Raw genomic sequence first — 19,975 nt, forward strand, 5'->3', positions numbered from 1 at the left:
CTAGGGCAGGAGCAAGCCCACGCTCCGGAAGGCCCCGACACCCTCCCTTTGAATGGGCAAGCCGAGTACTAATCGACCTTGCATTAGTCCTTCTACCGTCGGATACAGGGCGTCCCAGCGGGCCAAGTAGCGGCGGGTGTAGGCGTCGGCGTGTTCGGGGGTCAGTGTAACTAGGTACAGAAAGGCACCGCGGAGGTCAGCCACCCCCAACCTCCCCTCCACGAGCAAACTGGTGCGGGCCTTTCTCAGGTTGTCGTCCGTCAGCAGGGCGCTCCACAGAAGGGCTATGCCACGGGCGTATTCATCGTTTTCCCGCTGGAGGTGGATGCCGGACAAGGTGTCTTGCAGCCATTGGGCATAAAGGGGCGTGCGGGGGTAAAGGGTAAGGTCTAGGCCCGTGCGCTCCTCCAACAGGCGCACAAAAAGGGCTTCGTGGAGGAAGCCCTGGGCCTCCCGCACAGCGCGCAGGTTGAGGGTATCAGGGGCCTCGCCCAGGCGGGGGTTCACCACCATCTGACGGAAGTGGCCCAGTTCATGCCCCAGGTCGCGCACCACCTCGGCGGGAGGGCGTTGCGCCATCACCCCTATCCGCAGACGGCCTCTCCACGAAGTGGTGAGGGCATGGGCAGACTGCAAGCGCAGGCACGCCGCCACATAGGCTTCTCGCTGAACAGGGGGGAGGAATGCCGCCTGGTCCGCGCAGACCATCCCCACCCAGCGCACGAACTCTCGGCGGGGAAGGAGGAGAACATCCACCGCCTCGGCCTCCAAAGGTTTCCCATATAGGAGCATGTAAAGGGCTGACGCCAAAGCAAGGATGTCCCTGCCCATGGCCACGCCGTCTTGACCGTGAGAGCCGTCGGCCTGAAGGAGGGTGGTGATCAAAGCGAGGCGGCGGCGCACCTCCTCGGAGGTCAAAACGGAGGGGGGCTCCGGCGGGTGTGCGAGCCACTCCACCTGGCGTTCCACCCGGAGCAGCACTTGCCCCATCTCTCCCGAAGTGTCGGCAGCCAGCCCCACCAGGAGAACCACCTGGTGCACACCCAAAGGTAACAGGGCGAGGGAGGACGGCAGAACCTGATCTAGGAGCACATCCACCTCCCCCGCCCCCAGGGGCGGGCGTGTCCATCGGGCCACCGGGGAACCGTCTATCAAAAGCACTGCGTGCAGACGCCCTGGGAGGGGAGCATCCCCCTGGTTGGCCACCCCCCAGTGGGCCCATACCCCTTGTCCCCGCACCACTGCGCTATGGCCGAAATGGCCCTCCTGGGACGAGAGAACCAAAGCGTCTGCCATACCCGGGAAGGCGTAGGGCACCAGGCGGGGACCCTCACCAGGAGGGCTCTGGGCAGGGGGCCATGCAAAGGTCAAAAAGTATGCGTTGTTGTCCTCTTCTGCCTCATCTAGCCGATTCGTGGCGTCGGCTCTCGCCACAACGCGGTGCACACCTGGGCGAAGGGGGAGAACCTCCAATAGGCCATCCCATTCCAAACGCGTCTCCTGCCCCGGGAGGAGGGGAGGGATGGCCCAGCGGGTTGCGACAACGCCATTCACCTCCAGGTCGGTAACAGTGCGGACAGTAGAGGCCGAACGCCCGCGGTTGCGCAAGGCCACTTGCACTTTCACACGCCCGTCCATTGTGGGCGACACCGTTACCGGGGCAGACCAGTCGGGCGGTGTGAAAAAGACGAGGTCCGGTAAGTAGGGGTGCTCTTCCGTGCTTGGACGGGCAGGCGCAGGCCCTGTCCACAGGAAGGAGAGGGAGACGGCGTTGTTAGTTTGACTTGCCTCCTGCAAGAGACCTGTGGGGTCGATGCGGAGGGTGAGGGTATGAGGTCCTGGGGTGAGCCTGACGCGCTCCAGCAGTTCCCCCCAGTCGAGGACGCTGAAGCGTTCCCCCGCTCCTAAAGGGGGGATACGCCAGCGCTCCACAAGAATGCCGTCCAGGTAAAGGTCTACCAAAGCGGGCGTTGGCAGGGGAGCCGGCCCCAGGTTAAGCACCCACCAACTGATGAAGGGGGCTTCCGGCCCCAGGAAAGGGGTGTTGGAGCGTGCGTTGCGGAAGGGGCTGGCGATGAGCGCGCTTTCCCAGCCCGGGGGTGCCTGGATGGCCAGGTCGTAGACTAGGGGCGGTGGAGGCGCCATCGGGGGGTTTGGTGTGGGGCGTGGGACAGGTGTGGGGGTTGGGGTGGGAAGTGGTGTAGGAGTGGGCGGACCGGGGGTCAAGGGGGGCGATGGGAGGGGAGGGCGCGGACTGCGGAGCCACTCACACCCCGCGAGCATTATGAGCATGACCAGCACCGCGAGGAGGGAGATGCGCATGCCCCACGGCTACCCCAAACGCTTCTGCAAACAGGCGAAGAAGGTGTCCAACAGTAGACGAGCGACGCCTCCCGCCACGCGCTGGCCCAGACCCGCGAGCAACCCCCCCAGGGTTACCCGCCCCTCCACTTCCACCCAGGTGCTCTCCCCCCGCTCGTGGAGGGTGAGAACGCCCTCCCCCCGCACGAACCCCCCCGCTCCTTTCCCCTCCACCTGCAGGCGATAGCGCTGCAGGGGTTCCACAACAGTCAGCACCACCTTGCCCGTATAGGTGCCCTTAATGGCCGACACCCCAACCCGCATCACCACATCATACTGATCGGGCACCGCTGAAGGAGTGAGGCGCTCACACCCGGGGATGCACGCCTGCAGGGTGCCTGTGTCCAGCAGGTGCTCCCACACCCGCTGGCGCGGAGCCTTGAGTTCATACTGTGCCTTTACCTGGAGCAACGGCTTCTCCGACCATTAGGTGTCAAGGCGCACGCCTTTGTGCCCTCTGCGCGCAGGCACAGAGCCTGGAATGGGGCAGGGCCGACGACCCCCAAGGGTCTGGCCTTCACGCCCGTCTCGGGAAGAGGATAAATGTTCTCCCATAATCGGGAAAAACGCTCACGTCGTCCGATACTCAGGGCAGCCCCGCCAACATGGGCCGTCCCAGAAACGACTTGGGTTGACAAAGCTCTCTTTGCTATTCTAGCATTACCGCAAAGGGCACGGGGCTTACGGGCGCTTTGAGCCCTACGGGCTCTAGAACCTATATCCGGGGGAGGCCCGGCTAGGGGTTTCTCCCAAAAGGGGAGGTGCACGGGTGCTCTACAATATCCAGGTTACTGTCAACGGCAAGAGTTATGCCCACACTGTCGAGCCGCGTCTGCTGTTGGTGCACTACCTCCGGGATGTGCTGGGCCTCACCGGCACGCACATCGGCTGCGATACCAGCCAATGCGGGGCGTGCACCGTGGTCCTCAACGGCAAGGCCGTCAAGTCCTGCACCGTGTTCGCCGTCCAGGCCGACGGAGGCACCGTCCTCACGGTGGAGGGTTTGGCCAAGGACGGGAAACTGCACCCTGTGCAACAGGGCTTCTGGGAGGAACATGGGTTGCAGTGCGGCTTCTGCACCCCAGGGATGATTATGGCGTCCTACGCCCTTCTGGAGCGCAACCCCAACCCGACCGAGGCGGAGATCCGCCACGCTCTGGAGGGTAACTTGTGCCGATGCACAGGATACCAGAACATCGTGCGGGCGGTGCAGTGGGCCGCCCGGCAGATGGCTGAATCCGCTTCCGCCGCCCCTGTGCGAGGACCGAGGCGGCGGGCCCGCTAAAAGCCACTTGTTACCCAGCCTGGAAAGGGGGAGCACATGGTCATCTCCAAAATGGTCGGGGCACGCATAAAGCGTAAGGAGGACCCGCGCCTGATTACCGGCAAAGGCACCTACACCGACGATGTGCGCCTCCCGGGCACCCTCTATATGGCCGTCCTGCGCAGCCCCCATGCCCACGCCCGCATCCGCAAGCTGGATGTGAGCAAGGCTTTGGGGCATCCGGGGGTTGTCGCGGTCCTCACAGGTGCCGAGGTGAAGCAGATGTGCGGCCCCCTCCCAGCCCAGGGGCCGCTGGAGGGGATGAAACTAGCCCTCCGCTACCCTCTGGCCGTGAACAAGGTTACGCATGTGGGGGAGGGGGTAGCCGCGGTGGTAGCGGAGAGCCGTTACTTGGCCCGGGATGCCCTGGACCTCATTGAGGTGGACTACGAGCCGCTCCCCGCCGTTGTGGACCCCGAGCAGGGCATGAAGCGCACCGCCCCTGTGATCCACGAACATTTGAAGACCAACTTGGCTTATTCCATTAAACAGTCGGTGGGGGATGTGGAGGGGGCCTTCCGGCAGGCGGCAGGGACGGTGAAGGCTCGCTGGGTGGAGCAACGCCTTATCCCCCTGGCGATGGAGTGTCGGGCTGTGGTGGCCCACTACGAGCCAGGCCCTGGTACCTTGACCATCTGGAACACCACCCAGAACCCCCACATTCTGCGGGGGGTGCTGGCGGGGATGTTGCGTCTGGCGGAGAACCGCATCCGTGTCATCGCCCCCGATGTAGGCGGGGGGTTTGGGAGCAAGATAGACGTCTACCCCGAAGAGGCCTTAGCTGCCCTGTTCTCTCTGCGCTTGGGGCGTCCCGTCCAATGGGCTGAGGAGCGCACGGAGAACTTTGTGGCCACTATCCACGGGCGGGGGCAACTCCAAGAGGTGGAGGCGGCCTACGACGCCGAAGGCCACATCCTCGCCCTGCGGGTGCGTATCTGGGCCGACCTGGGAGCCTATTGCCAACTGTTCACCCACGCTATACCCACCCTGACCCTCACCATGCTCAACGGCACCTACCGCTTCGCCAACGCCGCATGGGAGCTCTACGGCGTGTACACCAACAAGACCCCCACCGATGCCTACCGAGGGGCAGGGCGCCCCGAGGCCACCTATCTCTTGGAGCGCACGATGGACTTGGTGGCCCACCGTTTGGGATTGGACCCCGCCGAGGTACGCCGCCGGAACTTTATCCCTAAAGAGGTTTTTCCCTATCAGACGGCGGTGGGGACAGTGTATGACAGCGGGGATTACGAAGGGGCGCTGGATAAGGTTCTTGCCCTGGCCAACTACAAACACCTGCGTCAGGAACAGCAGGAGCGCCTCAAGCGGGGTGACCGTCAACTCCTGGGTATTGGCTTCTCCACCTTTGTAGAAATTTGTGGGTTCGCCCCCAATATGCCCGAAAACGCCACCGTGCGGGTGGAACCTAGTGGAGCCGTTACCGTGTTCACCGGCACCTCTCCCCACGGGCAAGGGGAGGAGACCACCTTCGCCCAAATCGTGGCGGAGGAGTTGGGCGTCCCCATAGATGATATTACGGTGGTGCACGGGGATACCCTGGCCATCCCCCACGGCAACGGGACGCTGGGGAGCCGCACCCTGGCCCTGGGGGGGACAGCTGTGCTCCAGGCGGCGCGCCAGGTCAAGGAGAAGGCCCGCACCCTCGCTGCCCACCTGCTCAAAATGCCCCCCGACAAGGTCAGCGTGGCGGGGGGACACTTCTTCGTGGAGGACATCCCAGATAAGAAGATCTCCTGGAAGGAGGTAGCCGAAAAGGCCTACACCCCTCCGCCCGACCTCCCCGCCGAGTGGGAGCCGGGCTTGGTGGCCACCTCCTACTTCAAGCCCCCCAACTTTACCTTCCCCTTCGGTGCCCATATCGCTGTCGTAGAGGTGGATCGGGAGACAGGGGATGTGCGCCTGCGGGACTACTTCGCCGTGGACGATTGTGGGCACCGCATCAACCCGCTCCTAGTGGAGGGCCAACTGCACGGGGGTCTTGCCCAGGGCATCGCCCAAGCCCTCTATGAGGAGGTGATCTACGACGAGAACGGGCAACTGCTCACCAACAACCTCATGAACTACGCTGCCCCCAACGCGGCCATGCTTCCCTCGTTCACTCTGGAGGCTATGGTGACCCCCACACCCACCAACCCCTTGGGAGCTAAGGGGGTAGGGGAACTGGGCACTATCGGGGCCACCCCGGCCGTAGTCAACGCCGTAGCCGATGCCCTGCGCCATATCGGGGTTGACCCGGCCCAGGTGCAAATGCCCACCACCCCCGAGCGGGTGTGGCGTCTCATCCGGCAGGCCGAGCGCCGAAGGAGGTAGGGTATGGTGTGTGCCCCCTTCACCTATCACCGACCCGCTTCTGTGCGCCAGGCGGTCGCCTTACTGCAACGCCTGGGCGACGATGCCAAAGTGTTGGCGGGCGGACAAAGCCTCATCCCTACGATGAAACTGCGCCTGGCCCAGCCCCAGCACCTCATTGACCTGGCGGGTATCCCCAGCCTGTCCTATGTGAAGGAGGGCAGAGGGATTATCCGCATCGGGGCCCTTACCACTCACGCCGAGGTGGAGTCCTCGGAGGTGCTCAAGAGGCGCCTGCCCGTGCTCGCGGAGACGGCCAGCCTCATCGGCGATATGCAGGTGCGCAATCGGGGCACCATCGGCGGAAGCGTTGCCCACGCCGACCCCGCTGCCGATTACCCCGCGACCCTGCTGGCCTTGGATGCCCGTTTTAGGGTGGTGGGGCCGCAGGGCACCCGGTTCATCCCCGCTAGCGCTTTCTTCAAGGCACCCTTCACCACCGCCCTGGAGGCGGGGGAAATCCTCACGGAGGTGCAGGTGCCCGTGCCTGCTCCTCGCACTGGGGCATCCTATCAGAAGTTCGCCAACAAGGCCTCGCGTTTTGCGGTGGTGGGCGTCTGCGCTTTCCTGGCTCTGACGGCGCGGGGCACCATTCGCCAGGTGCGCATCGGTGTAACGGGTGCCGCCGACCACGCTTTCCGTGCTACCGCCGCCGAGGGGTCTTTGGTGGGCCAGCGCCCTACGGGGCGCGCCTTTCAGCAGGCCGCCCGCGTGGCAACCGAAGGCGTGGAGTGTATCAGTGACGTGCACGGCTCAGCGGAGTACCGGGCGTGGTTGTGCCAAGTATTGACCCGCCGAGCCCTGGAGACTGCCCTTGCACGGGCCAGCGCCTAACCCCGAAGCCTATGGCCTGGACGGAGGATGTGGCTCATCTGTTCGGAGGTGCTTTCCTGGCCAATGCTATACCCCATTTGGCGAAGGGCCTAGCGGGCGAGCGGTTCCCCACTCCCTTCGCCCGTTCCCCAGGGGTGGGGACATCCCCGCCGTGGGTGAATGCCCTGTGGGGTCTGGTCAATCTGGGAGTGGGGTACTTGCTGGCCTGTGGGATGGGGACTGTCTCTCTCGGCTTGACCCGCTGGACGATAATGGTAGGCGTGGGATTCTGGATTACGGCCTTGGGCCTGGCCCTGTGGTTCGGCCGTGTGCGCAAACGGTAAGAGCAAGGTAGGAGTGTCGGTATGGTAGGGACCCTTCCCACACGCAGTCATCCCATTTATGCCGAGCGCGACCCGCGACGGGTGCGGGCCTACATTCGGCGTAAGGAATGGCGGTGGGGCACATCGGGGTTAGTGCCGGGATATACCCAGGCCAACCTGGTGCTCATCCCGAAGGCAGATGCCTTTGACTTCCTCCTGTTCTGCCTGCGCAACCCCAAGCCGTGCCCGCTTCTGGAAGTAACGGAGCCCGGCAACCCCGAGCCGGTCCTGATGGCCCCGGGGGCTGACCTGCGCACCGATGTGCCTCGCTATCGGGTCTTCCGCAACGGGAAGGTGGTGGATGAGCCCTACGACATCCGCTCCTGGTGGCGGGACGACTTGGTGGGGTTTCTGCTGGGGTGCAGTTTTACCTTTGAGCACGCTCTCCAGCAGGCGGGCGTGCCCGTGCGAGGAATAGAGGGCGACTGCCCCACCTTCACCGCTTATATCACGGGCGTCCCTTGCACCCCCGCAGGCAAGTTTCACGGGCGGATGGTGGTAACCATGCGCCCCATGACACCCGCCCACGCCATTCAAGCAGTGCAGGTAACGAGCCGTTTCCCCAAAGCCCACGGCGCCCCCGTCCACATTGGCGACCCCTCCGTTATCGGCATTCCCGACTTAGGTCGGCCCGACTTCGGCTCCCCTGTGGAGGTGCGGGCGGGGGAGGTGCCCGTGTTCTGGGCGTGTGGTATCACCCCCCAGGTGGTGGCCCTGGAGTCTGGTGTGGAGTTCATGATCACCCACTATCCCGGCCATATGTTCATTACCGACAAACGGGACGAGGAGATTGCCCTATCCTAGTAGGGCCCCAGCCACCTGACATAAATGGGGGGCACAGGCTTTGGCCCGTGCCCCCCGTGCCTTTGTGCCCCCCGCTCCCTAGATGAAGATGGGAGCCATGACCAGGGTGATGGTGCTGAGCAGTTTGACCAGCACATGGAGGGACGGGCCCGCTGTGTCCTTGAAGGGGTCGCCCACTGTGTCGCCCACTACGGCGGCAGCGTGTACCGGGGTGCCCTTGCCCATTTTCTCGCCCGTGGGGTTGGTCAGGGCACCCGACTCGATCAGTTTTTTGGCGTTGTCCCAGGCGCCGCCGGCATTGTTCATATAGGTGGCCAGCAGGATGCCCCCGATGGTTCCGATCATCAGGAGGGCGGCCACCGCCTCAGCCCGCAGGATGACCCCCACAATAATGGGCACGCCTACCGCCAACAAACCCGGAGCCACCATGCCCCGCTGGCCGGCACGGGTGGTGATGTCCACAGCACGGGCGTAGTCGGGGCGGGCCTGACCGGTCATAATTCCCGGGTTGGTGCGGAACTGGCGACGCACCTCCTCAATCACACTGCTAGCGGCCGTCTGAACAGCGCGGATGGCCCAGGCGCTGAACAGGAACACTAGCATCGCCCCGATCAGCCCTCCCACGAACACCTCGGGCTTCGCCAGGTTAACGGCCTCCAGGGGAGCGCCCCGCACCTTGGCCACTTCATCCAGGTAGGCGCTGAACAACAGGAAGGCTGCCAGCCCCGCCGAACCCATGGCGTAGCCCTTGGTCAAGGCCTTCGTCGTGTTGCCCACGGCGTCCAGACGGTCGGTAACACTGCGCACCTTATCCCCGGCCCCTGCCATCTCCACGATGCCGTTGGCGTTATCGGTGATGGGGCCAAAGGTATCCATCGCCAGCACATAGGCGGCGGTCATGAGCATCCCCATAGTGGCCACGGCAGTGCCGAACAGTCCCCCGTGGGGAATTTCCGAGCCGTCGGGCAGGCGCAGTTGGTCGCCCATCCAATAGGCCAGTAGGATGGCGACGCCGATAGCCACGGCGGTGGAGAAGGTGGTCTCGAAGCCCACCGAGGTGCCCGCCACGATGTTGGTGGCCGGCCCTGTGCGGGACGCCTCGGCGATGGACTTGACAGGGCGGTAATAGACCTCGGTGTAGTACTGGGTGATGAACACGAAGGCCACGCTGGTGGCGATGCCCACCAGCCCCGCCAGGAACAGCCAGATGGGGTTAGCCACCGCATCGCCCATCATGCCCCAGGTGGCAATGGCCAGGAACACCACCGACAAACCAATGGAAAGGAAGTAGCCCCGGTTCAGGGCGCGCATGGGGTTCTCGTCCTCCCTGCCCCGCACCGCCAGCACGCCGAGGGCGGTGGCGATGAGACCGAAGGCGCGAATCACCAGCGGAAATAGCACCCACACCTCGGGGCGGGGCAGGTTGGCACGGGCGGCGGCGGCATAGGCCGCAACGCCGAGGATCATCGCCCCGATGTTCTCGGCGGCGGTGGACTCAAAGAGGTCGGCACCGCGCCCGGCGCAGTCCCCCACATTGTCTCCCACCAAGTCGGCGATGACGGCGGGGTTACGGGGGTCGTCCTCGGGAATCCCCGCCTCTACTTTCCCTACCAGGTCGGCCCCCATATCCGCCGCTTTGGTGTAGATGCCCCCGCCCAACTGGGCGAACAGGGCCACGAAACTAGCCCCAAACCCGAAGCCCACGATGAGGAAGGGGGCAATGGGCACCTCGGCGCGATAGACGGGGTCAAAGACCAAGCGGGAGGAGCCCCCATAGGCATAAAAGATGGCCAGGATACCCAACAGGCTCAGGGCGACGATGAGGAATCCCGACACTGCTCCACCCCGCAGCGCCACGGTAACAGCCTCCCTCAGTCCGCCACGGGCGGCAGCTGCGGCGGCGCGCACATTGCTCTTCACAGAGATGTACATACCGATGAAGCCCGCCAGGCCCGAGCAGAAGGCCCCTAACAGGAACGCCACGGCGGTGCGCCAACCCAATCCCAAGGTGTCGGCCAGGTCCACACGGCGGTCGCCGGTGATGTCGGTGCGCCCCAGGAAGGCCAGGAGCAGACCCATCAGCAAAGCCACCGCCACTGATAAATAGGCGATGGTGCCATATTGACGGCGCAAAAAGGCCATAGCCCCTTCTAAGATGCGGTTGGCGATGTCCTGCATCTCGGGGGGGCCGGGGTCACGACGCAAGACATCCCGGGCGAGCCAGAAAGCGAAGAGGACGGCTGCTACGCCCGCAATGGGGACCAGCCAGAATAAAGCCATGCACGCCTCCTGAGCAGTTGTGGCTGGGCGCTTGTGGCCCGCATCACTAGCAAGATATGATAGCACACCCGCTACGGCCCCCTCCCGTGCGTGCCCGCGCCCTCCCTATTCCAATCGATGCCCCCAACCTGGCAGATTGACAGAGGGTGAAGGGGTCTGGTATGGTGAGGAGTAGCACACACCCCCGCAATGTCCCCCCGGGAGGGTAGGGGTGCTCGATGCCCCAGGCTTATGCCATCAACTACACGGTGGTCGTCCTGGCGGCCATCGTGGGGGCCATTGCCATTGGCATCCTGTTCCTCCTCAACGCCCTTTTAGCCCCGCGGCGTGCCTCCCCCCTGAAGGCTGATCCCTTCGAGTGTGGCATCCCCCCTGCCCCCTTCTCGTGGTCGCAAATCCATATCCGCTACTATGTGTTCGCTATCCTGTTCTTGGTTTTTGATGTGGAGGCGGTGTTCCTGTTCCCCTGGGCTGTAGTGTTCCTGCAGAGTGCGCCCTTTGTGTTCTATGAGATGCTGGTGTTCATCGCCATCCTTTTGTTCGGTCTGCTGTATGGCTGGCGTAAGGGGGCGTTGCAATGGCAATAATCGTGCGGCCCAAGCGGAGTGAGCAACCCCAGCCCAATCCGCGCCACCCCTTCCACGCCCAACCGTGGACGCCCGCCTCGGGTATAGAGCGGGCGGAGCCGGTTCCCGTTGCCAAAGGGAACCTGCACCCGCCTCCTCCGCTCCTTAAAGGTGCACCGGGGGTGGTGCTGGCCCGTTCCGAGGAACTGTTCGCTTTGGCGCGCAAGAACTCTTTGTGGCCCCTCACCTTCGGCTTGGCCTGTTGCGCCATTGAGATGATCTCCACCTATATGGCCAACCACGACTTTGACCGCTTTGGTGTGGTCACGTGGCCCTCGCCCCGCCAATCGGATGTGATGATCGTAGCAGGCACGGTGGTCAAGAAGATGGCCGAGCCGATACGGCGTCTTTACGAGCAGATGCCCGAGCCGAAGTGGGTGATTGCTATGGGCTCCTGCGCCACCAATGGAGGCCCCTACTATCGCTCCTACTCGGTGGTGATGGGGGTGGACCACATCATCCCGGTGGATGTGTATGTGCCGGGGTGTCCACCCCGTCCCGAGGCGCTGTTGGACGGTATCCTGCGCCTGCAGGAGAAGATCACCCAGGACGCACGCAACCGTGTCCGACGCTCGCCCGACGCCTCCGCCTAGCCACTCCCCTGGGGCTGGGGGTGGGCATGCCCCCAGTGCCCCCCAGCGCCTGGACGCCCGCGCCCAGGCCTTGCAGGCTATCCTTCCTGAAGTATTGCGCCCCTTCTCCATCGCGTTGTCTGTGGCCTTGGACGAAGTGGTGGCCCTGGTGCCCGCGGAGCAGGTTGTGGAGGTGTGCCGCTCTCTGCGGGATGACCCCCGCACCCGCATGGACTTTTTGCGCTGTCTGTCGGTGGTGGACTACGGCGACATCCTGGAGGTGGTCTACCACCTGTGGTCTATGGAGAAGCGCCACAAGATGGTGGTGAAGGTGCGGGTGCCTGCCGATAAGCCCGAGGTGCCCTCGGTTACCGGCGTGTGGAAGGGGGCCGACTGGTTTGAGCGGGAGGGGCGCGACCTCTACGGGGTGGTGTTCATCGGTCATCCGAACCTGGCTCCCCTGCTCCTGTGGGAGGGCTTCCCCGGCTTCCCCGGACGGAAGAGTTACCCTTTCTACGACTACAAGGAGTGGTGAGGATATGGCCGAGGCCCATCCCCTTGAGGTGCGAGAACTCCTGATCAATATGGGGCCGCAACATCCGAGCACCCACGGCGTGTTCCGCATGGTGCTGTGGGTGGATGGGGAGCGCATCGTACGGGTGGAGCCCCATATTGGTTACCTGCATCGGGGGTCGGAGAAGCTGTGCGAAGGGGAGACCTATCTGCAAATCCCCACCCTCTTCGACCGCCTGGATTACCTGTCCAACTTCAATAATGAGCTGACCTTCTGCATGGCCGTGGAGAAATTGATGGGCCTGGAGGTGCCCGAGCGGGCGCAGTATGTGCGCATCATTCTGTGCGAACTCAATCGCATCACCAGCCACCTGATGTTTTACGCCGCTTTCGGCTTGGATGTGGGGGCCATGACTCCCAGTATGTATGCGTTCCGGGAGCGCGAGCGCGTTCAGCAGGTCTTTGAGGCGGTATCGGGGGCACGGATGATGCACGACTACTTCCGGGTGGGCGGTCTGCGCCAACCGCCGCCCGACAACTTCCGGCAGAAGGTGCAAGATATCTTGCCCATTGTAGAGAAGGGCATTCACGAGTGCGACACCCTGTTGAGCCGTAACGAAATCTTTCTGGCTCGCACCCGCGGCATCGGCATCATCAGCGCCCAAGAGGCCATCGCTTGGGGGATGACCGGCCCTTGCCTGCGGGCGTGTGGGATCCCTTACGATATCCGCGTGGTGGAGCCGTATTCCCTGTATGACCGCTTTGATTTTGACATCCCCGTGGGGAGCCGGGGGGATTGCTGGGACCGGTATATGGTGCGGGTGGAGGAGATGCGCCAGTCCTTGCGCATTATCCGTCAGGCCCTGCAGCAAATGCCCGACGAGGGGCCGGTGCTGGCGCAAGGGGCTCGGCGCCTCCCCCGTCCACCCAAGGGGGAGGTCTATATGCGCACCGAAAACCCCCGGGGCGAGTTCGGGGTGTATCTTGTCAGCGACGGCTCGGAGCGCCCCTACCGGGTAAAAATCCGCGCCCCATCCTTCGCCAACTTGCAAGCCTTGCCCGTTTTGATGCGGGATTGCTATGTGGCCGATGCCGTGGTGATATTGGGGTCGTTGGATATTGTGTTAGGCGATGTGGACCGTTGAAGCGAGGGGGAGTATGCCTGAGCTGGCTGTTCTTGCATTCGTGGCGGGGGTAGTTGTGGCGCTGGGGATGAGCGCCTGGCTGGCCGTCTCCCTGGTGCCGGTGGTGGGTGCCGATTGGGCGTGGGGGGTGGGGATAGGGGTGGCAGCCCTGGTGGGGGTGGGGGTTATCCTTATCCTTGCTTTGGTGGGCTTGGGCTGGCCGGCGTTGGCCTATATTGGTGGGTTATTGGCTTTAGTAACCTTCCTCTCCCTGGTAACCTTCGCCCAGGTGTGGCTGGAACGCAAGTACCTCGGGCGGCTGCAGCAAAGGCTCGGCCCGACGCGTGTGGGCCCCTTCGGCTTGCTCCAACCCGTTGCCGATGCCGTCAAACTCCTCCTCAAGGAGGACATCCTCCCCTCTTGGGCTGATAAGGTAGTCTATTGGACTGCGCCCCTGATCGCTTTCGTGCCCGCCTTCATGGTTTGGGTAACCATCCCCTTCAGCCCTACCCTTGTCCTGCGCAATCTGGACTTGGGGTTGCTCTACGTCATTGCCTTCTCAGTGCTGGGCATAACGGGGTTATTGGTAGCGGGTTGGGGGTCTGCCAATAAATATGGTGTGCTGGGGAGCCTACGCTCGGCCGCCCAACTAATCAGCTACGAAATCCCTATCGTGGTGGTGGCTTTGACGGTGGCCATGCTGGCGGGCTCGCTGAACTTGGTGGAGATAGTGGAGAGGCAGAGTCCTATCTACGCCCTGGTGCAACCGTTGGGTCTGGTGCTGTTCCTGTTGGCAGGCCTGGCCGAGGTGGGGCGCACGCCTTTTGATATTTATCACGCCGAGTCGGAGATTGTGGGGGGGCCCTTTGTGGAATACAGCGGTGCCCACTGGGCTGCGTTCTACCTGGCAGAGTATGTGAACACCTTCCTTGTGGGGGCTATGACCACCCTGCTCTTCCTCGGTGGGTGGAAGGGGCCTGTGCTTCCGCCGGTGGTCTGGTTCCTCCTGAAGACCTTTGCGGTGGTGCTGGTGATGTTTTGGTTCCGGGGCACCTTTCCGCGTTTGCGCATTGACCAGCTGATGGCTTTGGGGTGGCAGGTGCTGGTGCCCCTCAGTTTCCTGACCATGGTGCTGACGGGCGCGGCGTTGTACTGGGGCTGGCCGTGGTGGGTGCTATCCCTGGTATCCCTGGCGATGATGGGGGGTGTGGGGTGGGCTTGGCACTGGCAGGTCCACCGGCACCGCCCGTCCATCCGTCTTGTGCCCGCGCGGGAGGTGCGCCGTGCTATCTAGTTTGAAAGGTCTGTGGCTCACGCTGCGCACTACTTTTCGGCGTCCTGTCACAGCTCAGTACCCTAAGGAGCACCTCCCTATCCAGCCCCGCTATATGGGCTTTCCCGCCCTTACTTGGGATGAGAAGGTGGGGGAGCCCTATTGCACGGCGTGCATGGTCTGTGTCCGCATGTGTCCCACACAATGTATGAAGGCGACCATGAAGGACAATCCCCTCTACAAAGAGGGGAAAAGCCCCCGTCGCAAGATTGTGGACACTTTTGAGATCAACCTCAATCGGTGCATCCTGTGTGGGATTTGCGTGGAGGTATGCAACTTTGACGCCATAGTGATGAGTTACGAGCACGAGTTGAGCACCTACCAGCGCAACGGGCGGCGGGTGAACCTGCAGCAATTGCTGGAGATGGGGAAGCGCTACCAGGCTCTGACGGGGTGGCGTCCGGAGTCGGAACTGAAGGCGGAACAGGAGAAGGGGCGTTTGCCTGCCTCCTCCTCCGCATCGGCACCGGAGCGATAGAAGCCGTGAGCATCCCGCTCCTTGCCCTGGCCCTATTGGCGGCGGTGGTGCTGGGAGGCGGGATAGGCGTGGTGGTGGCGCGCAATGTGGTGCACGCCGCTCTCTTTCTTCTGCTGACCTTGGCGGGTGTGGCGGGGGTGTTTGTGCTCTTGTTGGCCGAGTTCCTGGCCCTGGTGCAGGTGCTCATTTACGGGGGGGCGGTGGTCATCGTTCTGGTGTTTGCTCTGATGCTCACCCGCGCCCAGGACTTCGCCGGCGTCCAAGACAACCCCCAGTGGGCCCTCGGGTTGATGGCGGCCATAGCGGTGCTGGGGGTGCTGACAACGGCTTTTGTGGCCTGGAGGCCTCCTACCCAACCGCTGGAGCGCGTGGGGTTTGAGGCGTTGGGGCGGGAACTGTTCCTGCGGTGGGCTATCCCCTTTGAGATCATTTCCCTGGTGCTTCTGTTAGCCCTGATCGGGGCCATGCTCATCGCCCGCGAGCGCAACGGCGGGGGGCGCCGATGAACCTGCTCCACCTGGAACTGCTGAGCGCAGCGCTTTTTGTCATTGGCCTGTATGGGGTGTTGGCCCGGCGCAACGCCGTGATGGTGCTGATGGCCATTGAACTGATGCTTAACGCTGTCAACATCAACTTGGTGGCCTATGCGCTGTTCTTAGACCCGTCCCGCGTGGTGGGGCAGGTGTTGACGGTGTTTGTCATCACGCTGGCGGCGGCCGAGGTGGGTTTGGCATTGGCCATCATTTTGCGGATTTACCGCAACCGCGGCACAGCCAACCTGGATGAGATCAACTTGATGAAGTGGTAGGTATGGCTCAAAGGGCGATGGACTGGTTCCGCCAGGCGCAGCGGGACTTGGAGCACGCTGAGGAGTCCCGTCGGCTGGGCCGGCACGAGTGGGCGTGCTTCGCTGCTCATCAGGCGGCCGAGAAGGCGGTGAAGGCTTTGCATTTAGCCCTGGGACAGGAGGCGTGGGGGCATGTGATCGCACGGCTTTTGAGCCAGTTGCCCAGCACGGTGCCCGTCCCGTCGGACCTGGTGGATAAGGCGCATGTGTTAGACGCGTTCTACATCTCCCCCCGGTATCCCAACGCCTATAGCGAAGGTGCACCCTTTGAGCACTTTGGGCCTCTGCAGAGTGAGGAGGCGGTGCGCTATGCCCGTGAGACCCTTGAGTTCGTCCGTGCTCGTTTGGCCCAAGCGGCAGGAGGTTGACCGCGCGGTGCGCGTATGGGCGCATAGGGTGGCCCAACAGCGTTCCGATGTGCTGCGTATCGGGTATTTCGGCTCTTATGCCCGAGGGGATTGGGGTGTGGGCAGCGACCTGGACGTGGTGGTCGTGGTGGAGAGCACCACCATACCCCCGGAGCGCCGGGCAGCCGAATGGGATACCACCTCCCTGCCCGTGCCTGCCGATGTGGTGGTTCTGACACGGGAGGAGTGGGACGCCCTGCAGGGGCGGGGGGGGCGGTTCGCCCAAACCCTTGCACAGGAGACGGTCTGGGTGTATCAGAGGGGGGTGTGGTGAAGACCTGGGAGGGGGGGCTGCACCGAGGGGACTGGAGGGGCCGGGGGTTCTCGGCCCCTTCCGTTGAAACAGCGTGCCTATGCAGGAGGGTTAGTGTATGCAGTGGGCTTGGCTTGCACCAGCCCTAAGCGCTATCGCCTTCCTGGTCATTGTCCTTTTTCGTCGTCTACTGCCCCGTGAGGGCGCGTGGCTGGCACCCTTGGCCATCGCGGGCGGGTTTGGGGTGTTTTGGGTGGTGCTGGGGGATTGGGTGGGGGCGGGTGGTGGCCTCCACACCTTCGGTGTACCTTGGCTGGAGGCGGGGGATATCCGCATCAGTTGGGGGATGATGGTAGACCCCCTTTCCCTAGTGCTGATGGGGCTGGTTACCTTCGTGGCCCTGCTGGTGCAGGTGTATTCCTGGGCATATATGGCCCACGAGCCTCGCTTCGGATGGTATTTCGCCGCCCACGCCCTGTTCGCCGCCTCCATGCTAGCCCTGGTGTTGGCCGACAGTTTTCTGCTCCTCTACATTGCCTGGGAACTGGTGGGCTTGTGCTCCTACCTGCTCATAGGCTTCTGGTATGAGAGGCGGCCGGCGGCTGAGGCGGCGAAGAAGGCTTTCATCACCACCCGTATAGGGGATGTGGGGATGTTGGTGGGCATCCTGCTCCTTTTCCAGCAGACGGGAACTTTTGACATGCCGACCATTTTGGCCCTGGTGGAGCAGGGCGGTCTGTCGTCGGGAGTGGTTACCTCGGCGGCGCTGTTGCTGTTCATGGGTGCGATGGGCAAGTCGGCGCAGTTCCCCTTGCATGTGTGGCTCCCCGATGCCATGGAAGGCCCTACCCCTGTGAGCGCTCTTATTCACGCCGCCACGATGGTGGCGGCAGGGGTGTATCTCGTGGCGCGGGTGTTTCCTCTCTTTGAGGCTTCGGGGTTAGCGCTACTTGTGGTAGCCATCATCGCCATCATCACAGCGCTGATGGCGGGTAGCATGGCCCTGGTGATGACCGATTTGAAGCGGGTACTGGCTTATTCCACCATCACCGACCTGGCGCTCATGATGCTTGCTCTGGGAGCGGGGAGCGTCACGGCGGCCATCTTCCACTTGGTGGTGCACGGTTTGAGCAAGGCCTTGTTGTTCCTGGGGGCAGGGTCGGTGAGCCACGCCACGGGGAAAACGGACATCCGGGATATGGGCGGTTTGGCTCGCCAGATGCCTCTCACGGCGTTCACCTTCGCCCTGGGGGCTTTTTCCCTGGGGGGGATTCCGCCCTTGGCCGGGTGGTTCAGCAAGGATGAGGTGTTGGTGGCTGTGGGGAATGGACGGGGTGCCCTGTGGCTGGGATTGGCGTTTGTGGTTTCTTTGCTTAAGGCCCTGTATATGGGGCGTCTGGTGTGGATGGTCTTTTTCGGCAAGCGCAAGGTTGCCCATGTGCACGAATCGCCCCTGCTTATGACCCTGCCTCTGGTGATGTTGGGGGTCGGGGCTTTGGGGGCGGGTATCCTCCTTCTGCCGTTGGGGGATGTGTTTGGCGGATTTGGCACCTTCCTCTACACGCACAAGCCCGAGAAGTTCCACTTTGTCCCCGGGATCGCTTTGCCGTCCGCGCTGGTGGCGCTGGCGGGATTCGGATTCACCTGGATGGCCTACCATGCAGGGCGCATACCTGTGGACGCTTTGCGGGAGCGTTGGGCGGGGGTGCATCGCCTCCTAGTGCGCAAGTTTTTCCTGGATGACCTTTACCAATGGGGTGTGAACAGTATCGTGCTGGGGATGGGGCAGGCTATCGCTGTGTTTGACCGGGTGGTGGTCAACGATGCGGGGGTCAATGGCACTGGGGTGTCGGTGCTCTTGACGGGGCGGGCGCTGCGCTGGCATGTCACGGGGTTTGTGTATACCTATGCCCTGGGGATGGTGCTGGGGTTTTTGGTGGTGGCGGTGGTGTGGTGGACGGTTCTGGCACGCCTGTAGGGGGGTGGTCCGATGGACTGGCTGCGCGAGAACATTTTGCTGTTGGTCGTGCTGGTGCCCTTTGGGGGGGCATTGGCATTGGCCCTGATACCCAATGAGCGGGTGGGGGTGGTGCACTGGGGGGCGCGTTGTTTGGCGACAGTCGGGTTGGTGCTGGCGGGTCTGGCCTTCATCCTCTACGACCGGGGGCAAGGGGGGTTCCAAATGGAGCGCCAGTTCCCTTGGCTTCCGTCGTTGGGTGCTTCGTTCCATGTGGGAGTGGACGGCATCGGGGTTGCGCTCATTCTTTTGAACGGCATCGTGATGTTCACGGGAACGCTGGTGTCGTGGAACATTCGGAACCGCCCCAAGGACTTTTTCGTGCTTTTCTTCCTTCTGGGGACGGGGGTATATGGCGTGTTTGCCTCTTTAGACCTGTTTTTCCTGTTCTTCTTTTACGAATTGGCCGTTCTGCCCATGTTTTTGCTTATTGGGGTGTGGGGATCCAGCACCGACTTTGGCACCTTCATTCGGACCAAGGAATACGGCGCGCTGAAGTTGACTTTATATCTGGTGGCGGGGAGCATCCTGGTGTGGGTGGGGTTGTTGGGGCTGTGGGTGGAGGCGGGGCGCACCTCCTTTGACCTGGTGGTTCTCCAAGAGGTGTCCTTCGCCCGCACCTTCCAGCTGGTCTTTTACCCGATGCTGATGGTGGGCTTTGGGGTGCTGGCGGGACTGTGGCCGTTCCACACCTGGTCGCCTGACGGGCATGTGGCCGCTCCTACGGCGGTGAGTATGCTTCACGCCGGGGTGCTGATGAAACTAGGGGCGTTCGGCATCCTGCAAGTGGGGATGCGCCTCTTGCCCGAGGGAGCACAGGCATGGGCACCTGTGCTGATTGCGCTGGGGACGGTGAACGTGCTCTATGGGGCGGTGAGTGCTTTGGCTCAACAAGACTTGAAGTATGTGGTGGGCTACTCGAGTGTGAGCCATATGGGATATGTGCTGATGGGGTTGGCCACCCTGGACCCGCTGGGCATCAATGGAGCCGTGCTGCAGATGTTTTCTCACGGGATTATGACGGCCCTGTTCTTTGCCTTGGTGGGGGTGATTTACGACAGGGCCCATATACGGGATATCGGGGTGTTGGAGGGGTTAGCGAAGCGCATGGGAACCACAGCGAGTTTCTTCGCCGTGGCGGGATTGACCTCTCTGGGGCTCCCGGGGCTCAGTGGGTTTGTGGCTGAGTTGCTGGTGTTTCTCGGAGCGTTTCGCACCTACCCCGCGTTGGCGGTGTTAGGGGTGATCGGGGCGGCGGTAACGGCGGTGTATATCTTGCGCCTGTTGGGCAAGGTGTTTTTCGGTCCTCTGGGTGAGCGATGGAGGGACTTGCCCGACGCCAGCCCCCTTGAGGTGGGGGCCACGGCCCTGTTGGTGGCGGTGCTGGTGATCGTGGGGCTTGCTCCCTTTACCCTTCTGGACACCATAGATGTGGGGGTTACAGAAGTGCTCCAGCGAGTGTTCGGCTAG

At 63.1% G+C, this 19,975-nt stretch carries 20 protein-coding genes; 17 read left to right on the forward strand and 3 right to left on the reverse strand.

What is annotated here, in order from left to right; translation table 11 throughout:
• Both NZ951_00285 and NZ951_00290 read right to left on the reverse strand, forming a co-directional pair.
• Entirely contained in the window at positions 1-2,322 is a 2,322-nt protein-coding gene (locus NZ951_00285; GenBank protein MCS7206371.1) for a hypothetical protein, read from the reverse strand.
• 9 nt (positions 2,323-2,331) lie between these two features.
• A complete protein-coding gene (locus NZ951_00290; GenBank protein MCS7206372.1) occupies positions 2,332-2,772 on the reverse strand; it encodes a carbon monoxide dehydrogenase subunit G in 441 nt (146 codons plus the stop codon).
• Between the two features lie 358 nt (positions 2,773-3,130).
• Here NZ951_00290 and NZ951_00295 point away from each other — a divergent pair, with 358 nt between their 5' ends.
• Genes NZ951_00295 through NZ951_00315 form a run of 5 tightly spaced genes read left to right on the forward strand, consistent with a single transcriptional unit; the run spans position 3,131 to position 8,055 of the window.
• Entirely contained in the window at positions 3,131-3,646 is a 516-nt protein-coding gene (locus tag NZ951_00295; protein ID MCS7206373.1) for a (2Fe-2S)-binding protein, read from the forward strand.
• A 36-nt stretch (positions 3,647-3,682) separates the two neighbouring features.
• Entirely contained in the window at positions 3,683-6,016 is a 2,334-nt protein-coding gene (locus tag NZ951_00300; GenBank protein ID MCS7206374.1) for a xanthine dehydrogenase family protein molybdopterin-binding subunit, read from the forward strand.
• Positions 6,017-6,019: 3 nt separating this feature from the next.
• Positions 6,020-6,889, forward strand: coding sequence for a xanthine dehydrogenase family protein subunit M (locus tag NZ951_00305; protein MCS7206375.1), 870 nt, complete (start codon positions 6,020-6,022; stop codon positions 6,887-6,889).
• A gap of 11 nt (positions 6,890-6,900) precedes the next feature.
• Positions 6,901-7,212 carry a hypothetical protein gene (locus NZ951_00310; protein MCS7206376.1) on the forward strand — a complete coding sequence of 104 codons (312 nt, stop codon included), beginning with the start codon at positions 6,901-6,903 and terminating at the stop codon, positions 7,210-7,212.
• Positions 7,213-7,233: 21 nt separating this feature from the next.
• Entirely contained in the window at positions 7,234-8,055 is an 822-nt protein-coding gene (locus tag NZ951_00315; protein ID MCS7206377.1) for a putative hydro-lyase, read from the forward strand.
• 78 nt (positions 8,056-8,133) lie between these two features.
• On the opposite strand, the gene NZ951_00320 is transcribed toward NZ951_00315, so the two are convergent.
• Positions 8,134-10,335 carry a sodium-translocating pyrophosphatase gene (locus tag NZ951_00320; protein ID MCS7206378.1) on the reverse strand — a complete coding sequence of 734 codons (2,202 nt, stop codon included), beginning with the start codon at positions 10,333-10,335 and terminating at the stop codon, positions 8,134-8,136.
• 218 nt (positions 10,336-10,553) lie between these two features.
• Between NZ951_00320 and NZ951_00325 the strand changes: the two genes are divergently transcribed.
• The 12 genes from NZ951_00325 (at position 10,554) to NZ951_00380 (ending at position 19,975) form a co-directional block, all read left to right on the forward strand.
• Complete coding sequence (locus tag NZ951_00325) at positions 10,554-10,922, forward strand: NADH-quinone oxidoreductase subunit A (GenBank protein ID MCS7206379.1); 369 nt, start codon at positions 10,554-10,556, stop codon at positions 10,920-10,922.
• Positions 10,913-11,554: an NADH-quinone oxidoreductase subunit B gene (locus NZ951_00330; protein ID MCS7206380.1), complete on the forward strand. Its 642-nt coding sequence runs from the start codon at positions 10,913-10,915 to the stop codon at positions 11,552-11,554. The genes NZ951_00325 and NZ951_00330 overlap by 10 nt, the downstream gene beginning before the upstream one ends.
• The gene (locus NZ951_00335) at positions 11,523-12,068 is read left to right on the forward strand and encodes an NADH-quinone oxidoreductase subunit C (GenBank protein MCS7206381.1); all 546 of its coding nucleotides are present in this window, start codon (positions 11,523-11,525) and stop codon (positions 12,066-12,068) included. The genes NZ951_00330 and NZ951_00335 overlap by 32 nt, the downstream gene beginning before the upstream one ends.
• A 4-nt stretch (positions 12,069-12,072) precedes the next feature.
• Positions 12,073-13,191 (forward strand): NADH-quinone oxidoreductase subunit D, encoded by a 1,119-nt coding sequence (locus NZ951_00340; protein ID MCS7206382.1) that lies wholly within the window; start codon positions 12,073-12,075, stop codon positions 13,189-13,191.
• A 13-nt stretch (positions 13,192-13,204) separates the two neighbouring features.
• On the forward strand, positions 13,205-14,464 hold the full coding sequence (gene nuoH / locus NZ951_00345) for an NADH-quinone oxidoreductase subunit NuoH (GenBank protein MCS7206383.1): 1,260 nt from the start codon (positions 13,205-13,207) through the stop codon (positions 14,462-14,464).
• Between the two features lie 94 nt (positions 14,465-14,558).
• A complete protein-coding gene (locus tag NZ951_00350; protein MCS7206384.1) occupies positions 14,559-14,981 on the forward strand; it encodes a 4Fe-4S dicluster domain-containing protein in 423 nt (140 codons plus the stop codon).
• A 5-nt stretch (positions 14,982-14,986) separates the two neighbouring features.
• On the forward strand, positions 14,987-15,487 hold the full coding sequence (locus NZ951_00355) for an NADH-quinone oxidoreductase subunit J (GenBank protein MCS7206385.1): 501 nt from the start codon (positions 14,987-14,989) through the stop codon (positions 15,485-15,487).
• Positions 15,484-15,789: an NADH-quinone oxidoreductase subunit NuoK gene (gene nuoK / locus NZ951_00360; GenBank protein ID MCS7206386.1), complete on the forward strand. Its 306-nt coding sequence runs from the start codon at positions 15,484-15,486 to the stop codon at positions 15,787-15,789. The genes NZ951_00355 and nuoK overlap by 4 nt, the downstream gene beginning before the upstream one ends.
• Positions 15,790-15,791: 2 nt before the next feature.
• Complete coding sequence (locus NZ951_00365) at positions 15,792-16,196, forward strand: HEPN domain-containing protein (protein MCS7206387.1); 405 nt, start codon at positions 15,792-15,794, stop codon at positions 16,194-16,196.
• A gap of 7 nt (positions 16,197-16,203) precedes the next feature.
• Complete coding sequence (locus tag NZ951_00370; protein ID MCS7206388.1) at positions 16,204-16,509, forward strand: nucleotidyltransferase domain-containing protein; 306 nt, start codon at positions 16,204-16,206, stop codon at positions 16,507-16,509.
• A 97-nt stretch (positions 16,510-16,606) separates the two neighbouring features.
• Complete coding sequence (gene nuoL / locus NZ951_00375; protein ID MCS7206389.1) at positions 16,607-18,466, forward strand: NADH-quinone oxidoreductase subunit L; 1,860 nt, start codon at positions 16,607-16,609, stop codon at positions 18,464-18,466.
• Between the two features lie 12 nt (positions 18,467-18,478).
• Positions 18,479-19,975, forward strand: coding sequence for an NADH-quinone oxidoreductase subunit M (locus tag NZ951_00380; protein ID MCS7206390.1), 1,497 nt, complete (start codon positions 18,479-18,481; stop codon positions 19,973-19,975).

It is taken from the genome of Dehalococcoidia bacterium, assembly GCA_025060295.1.
Lineage (GTDB): Bacteria > Chloroflexota > Dehalococcoidia > Lucifugimonadales > HRBIN23 > HRBIN23.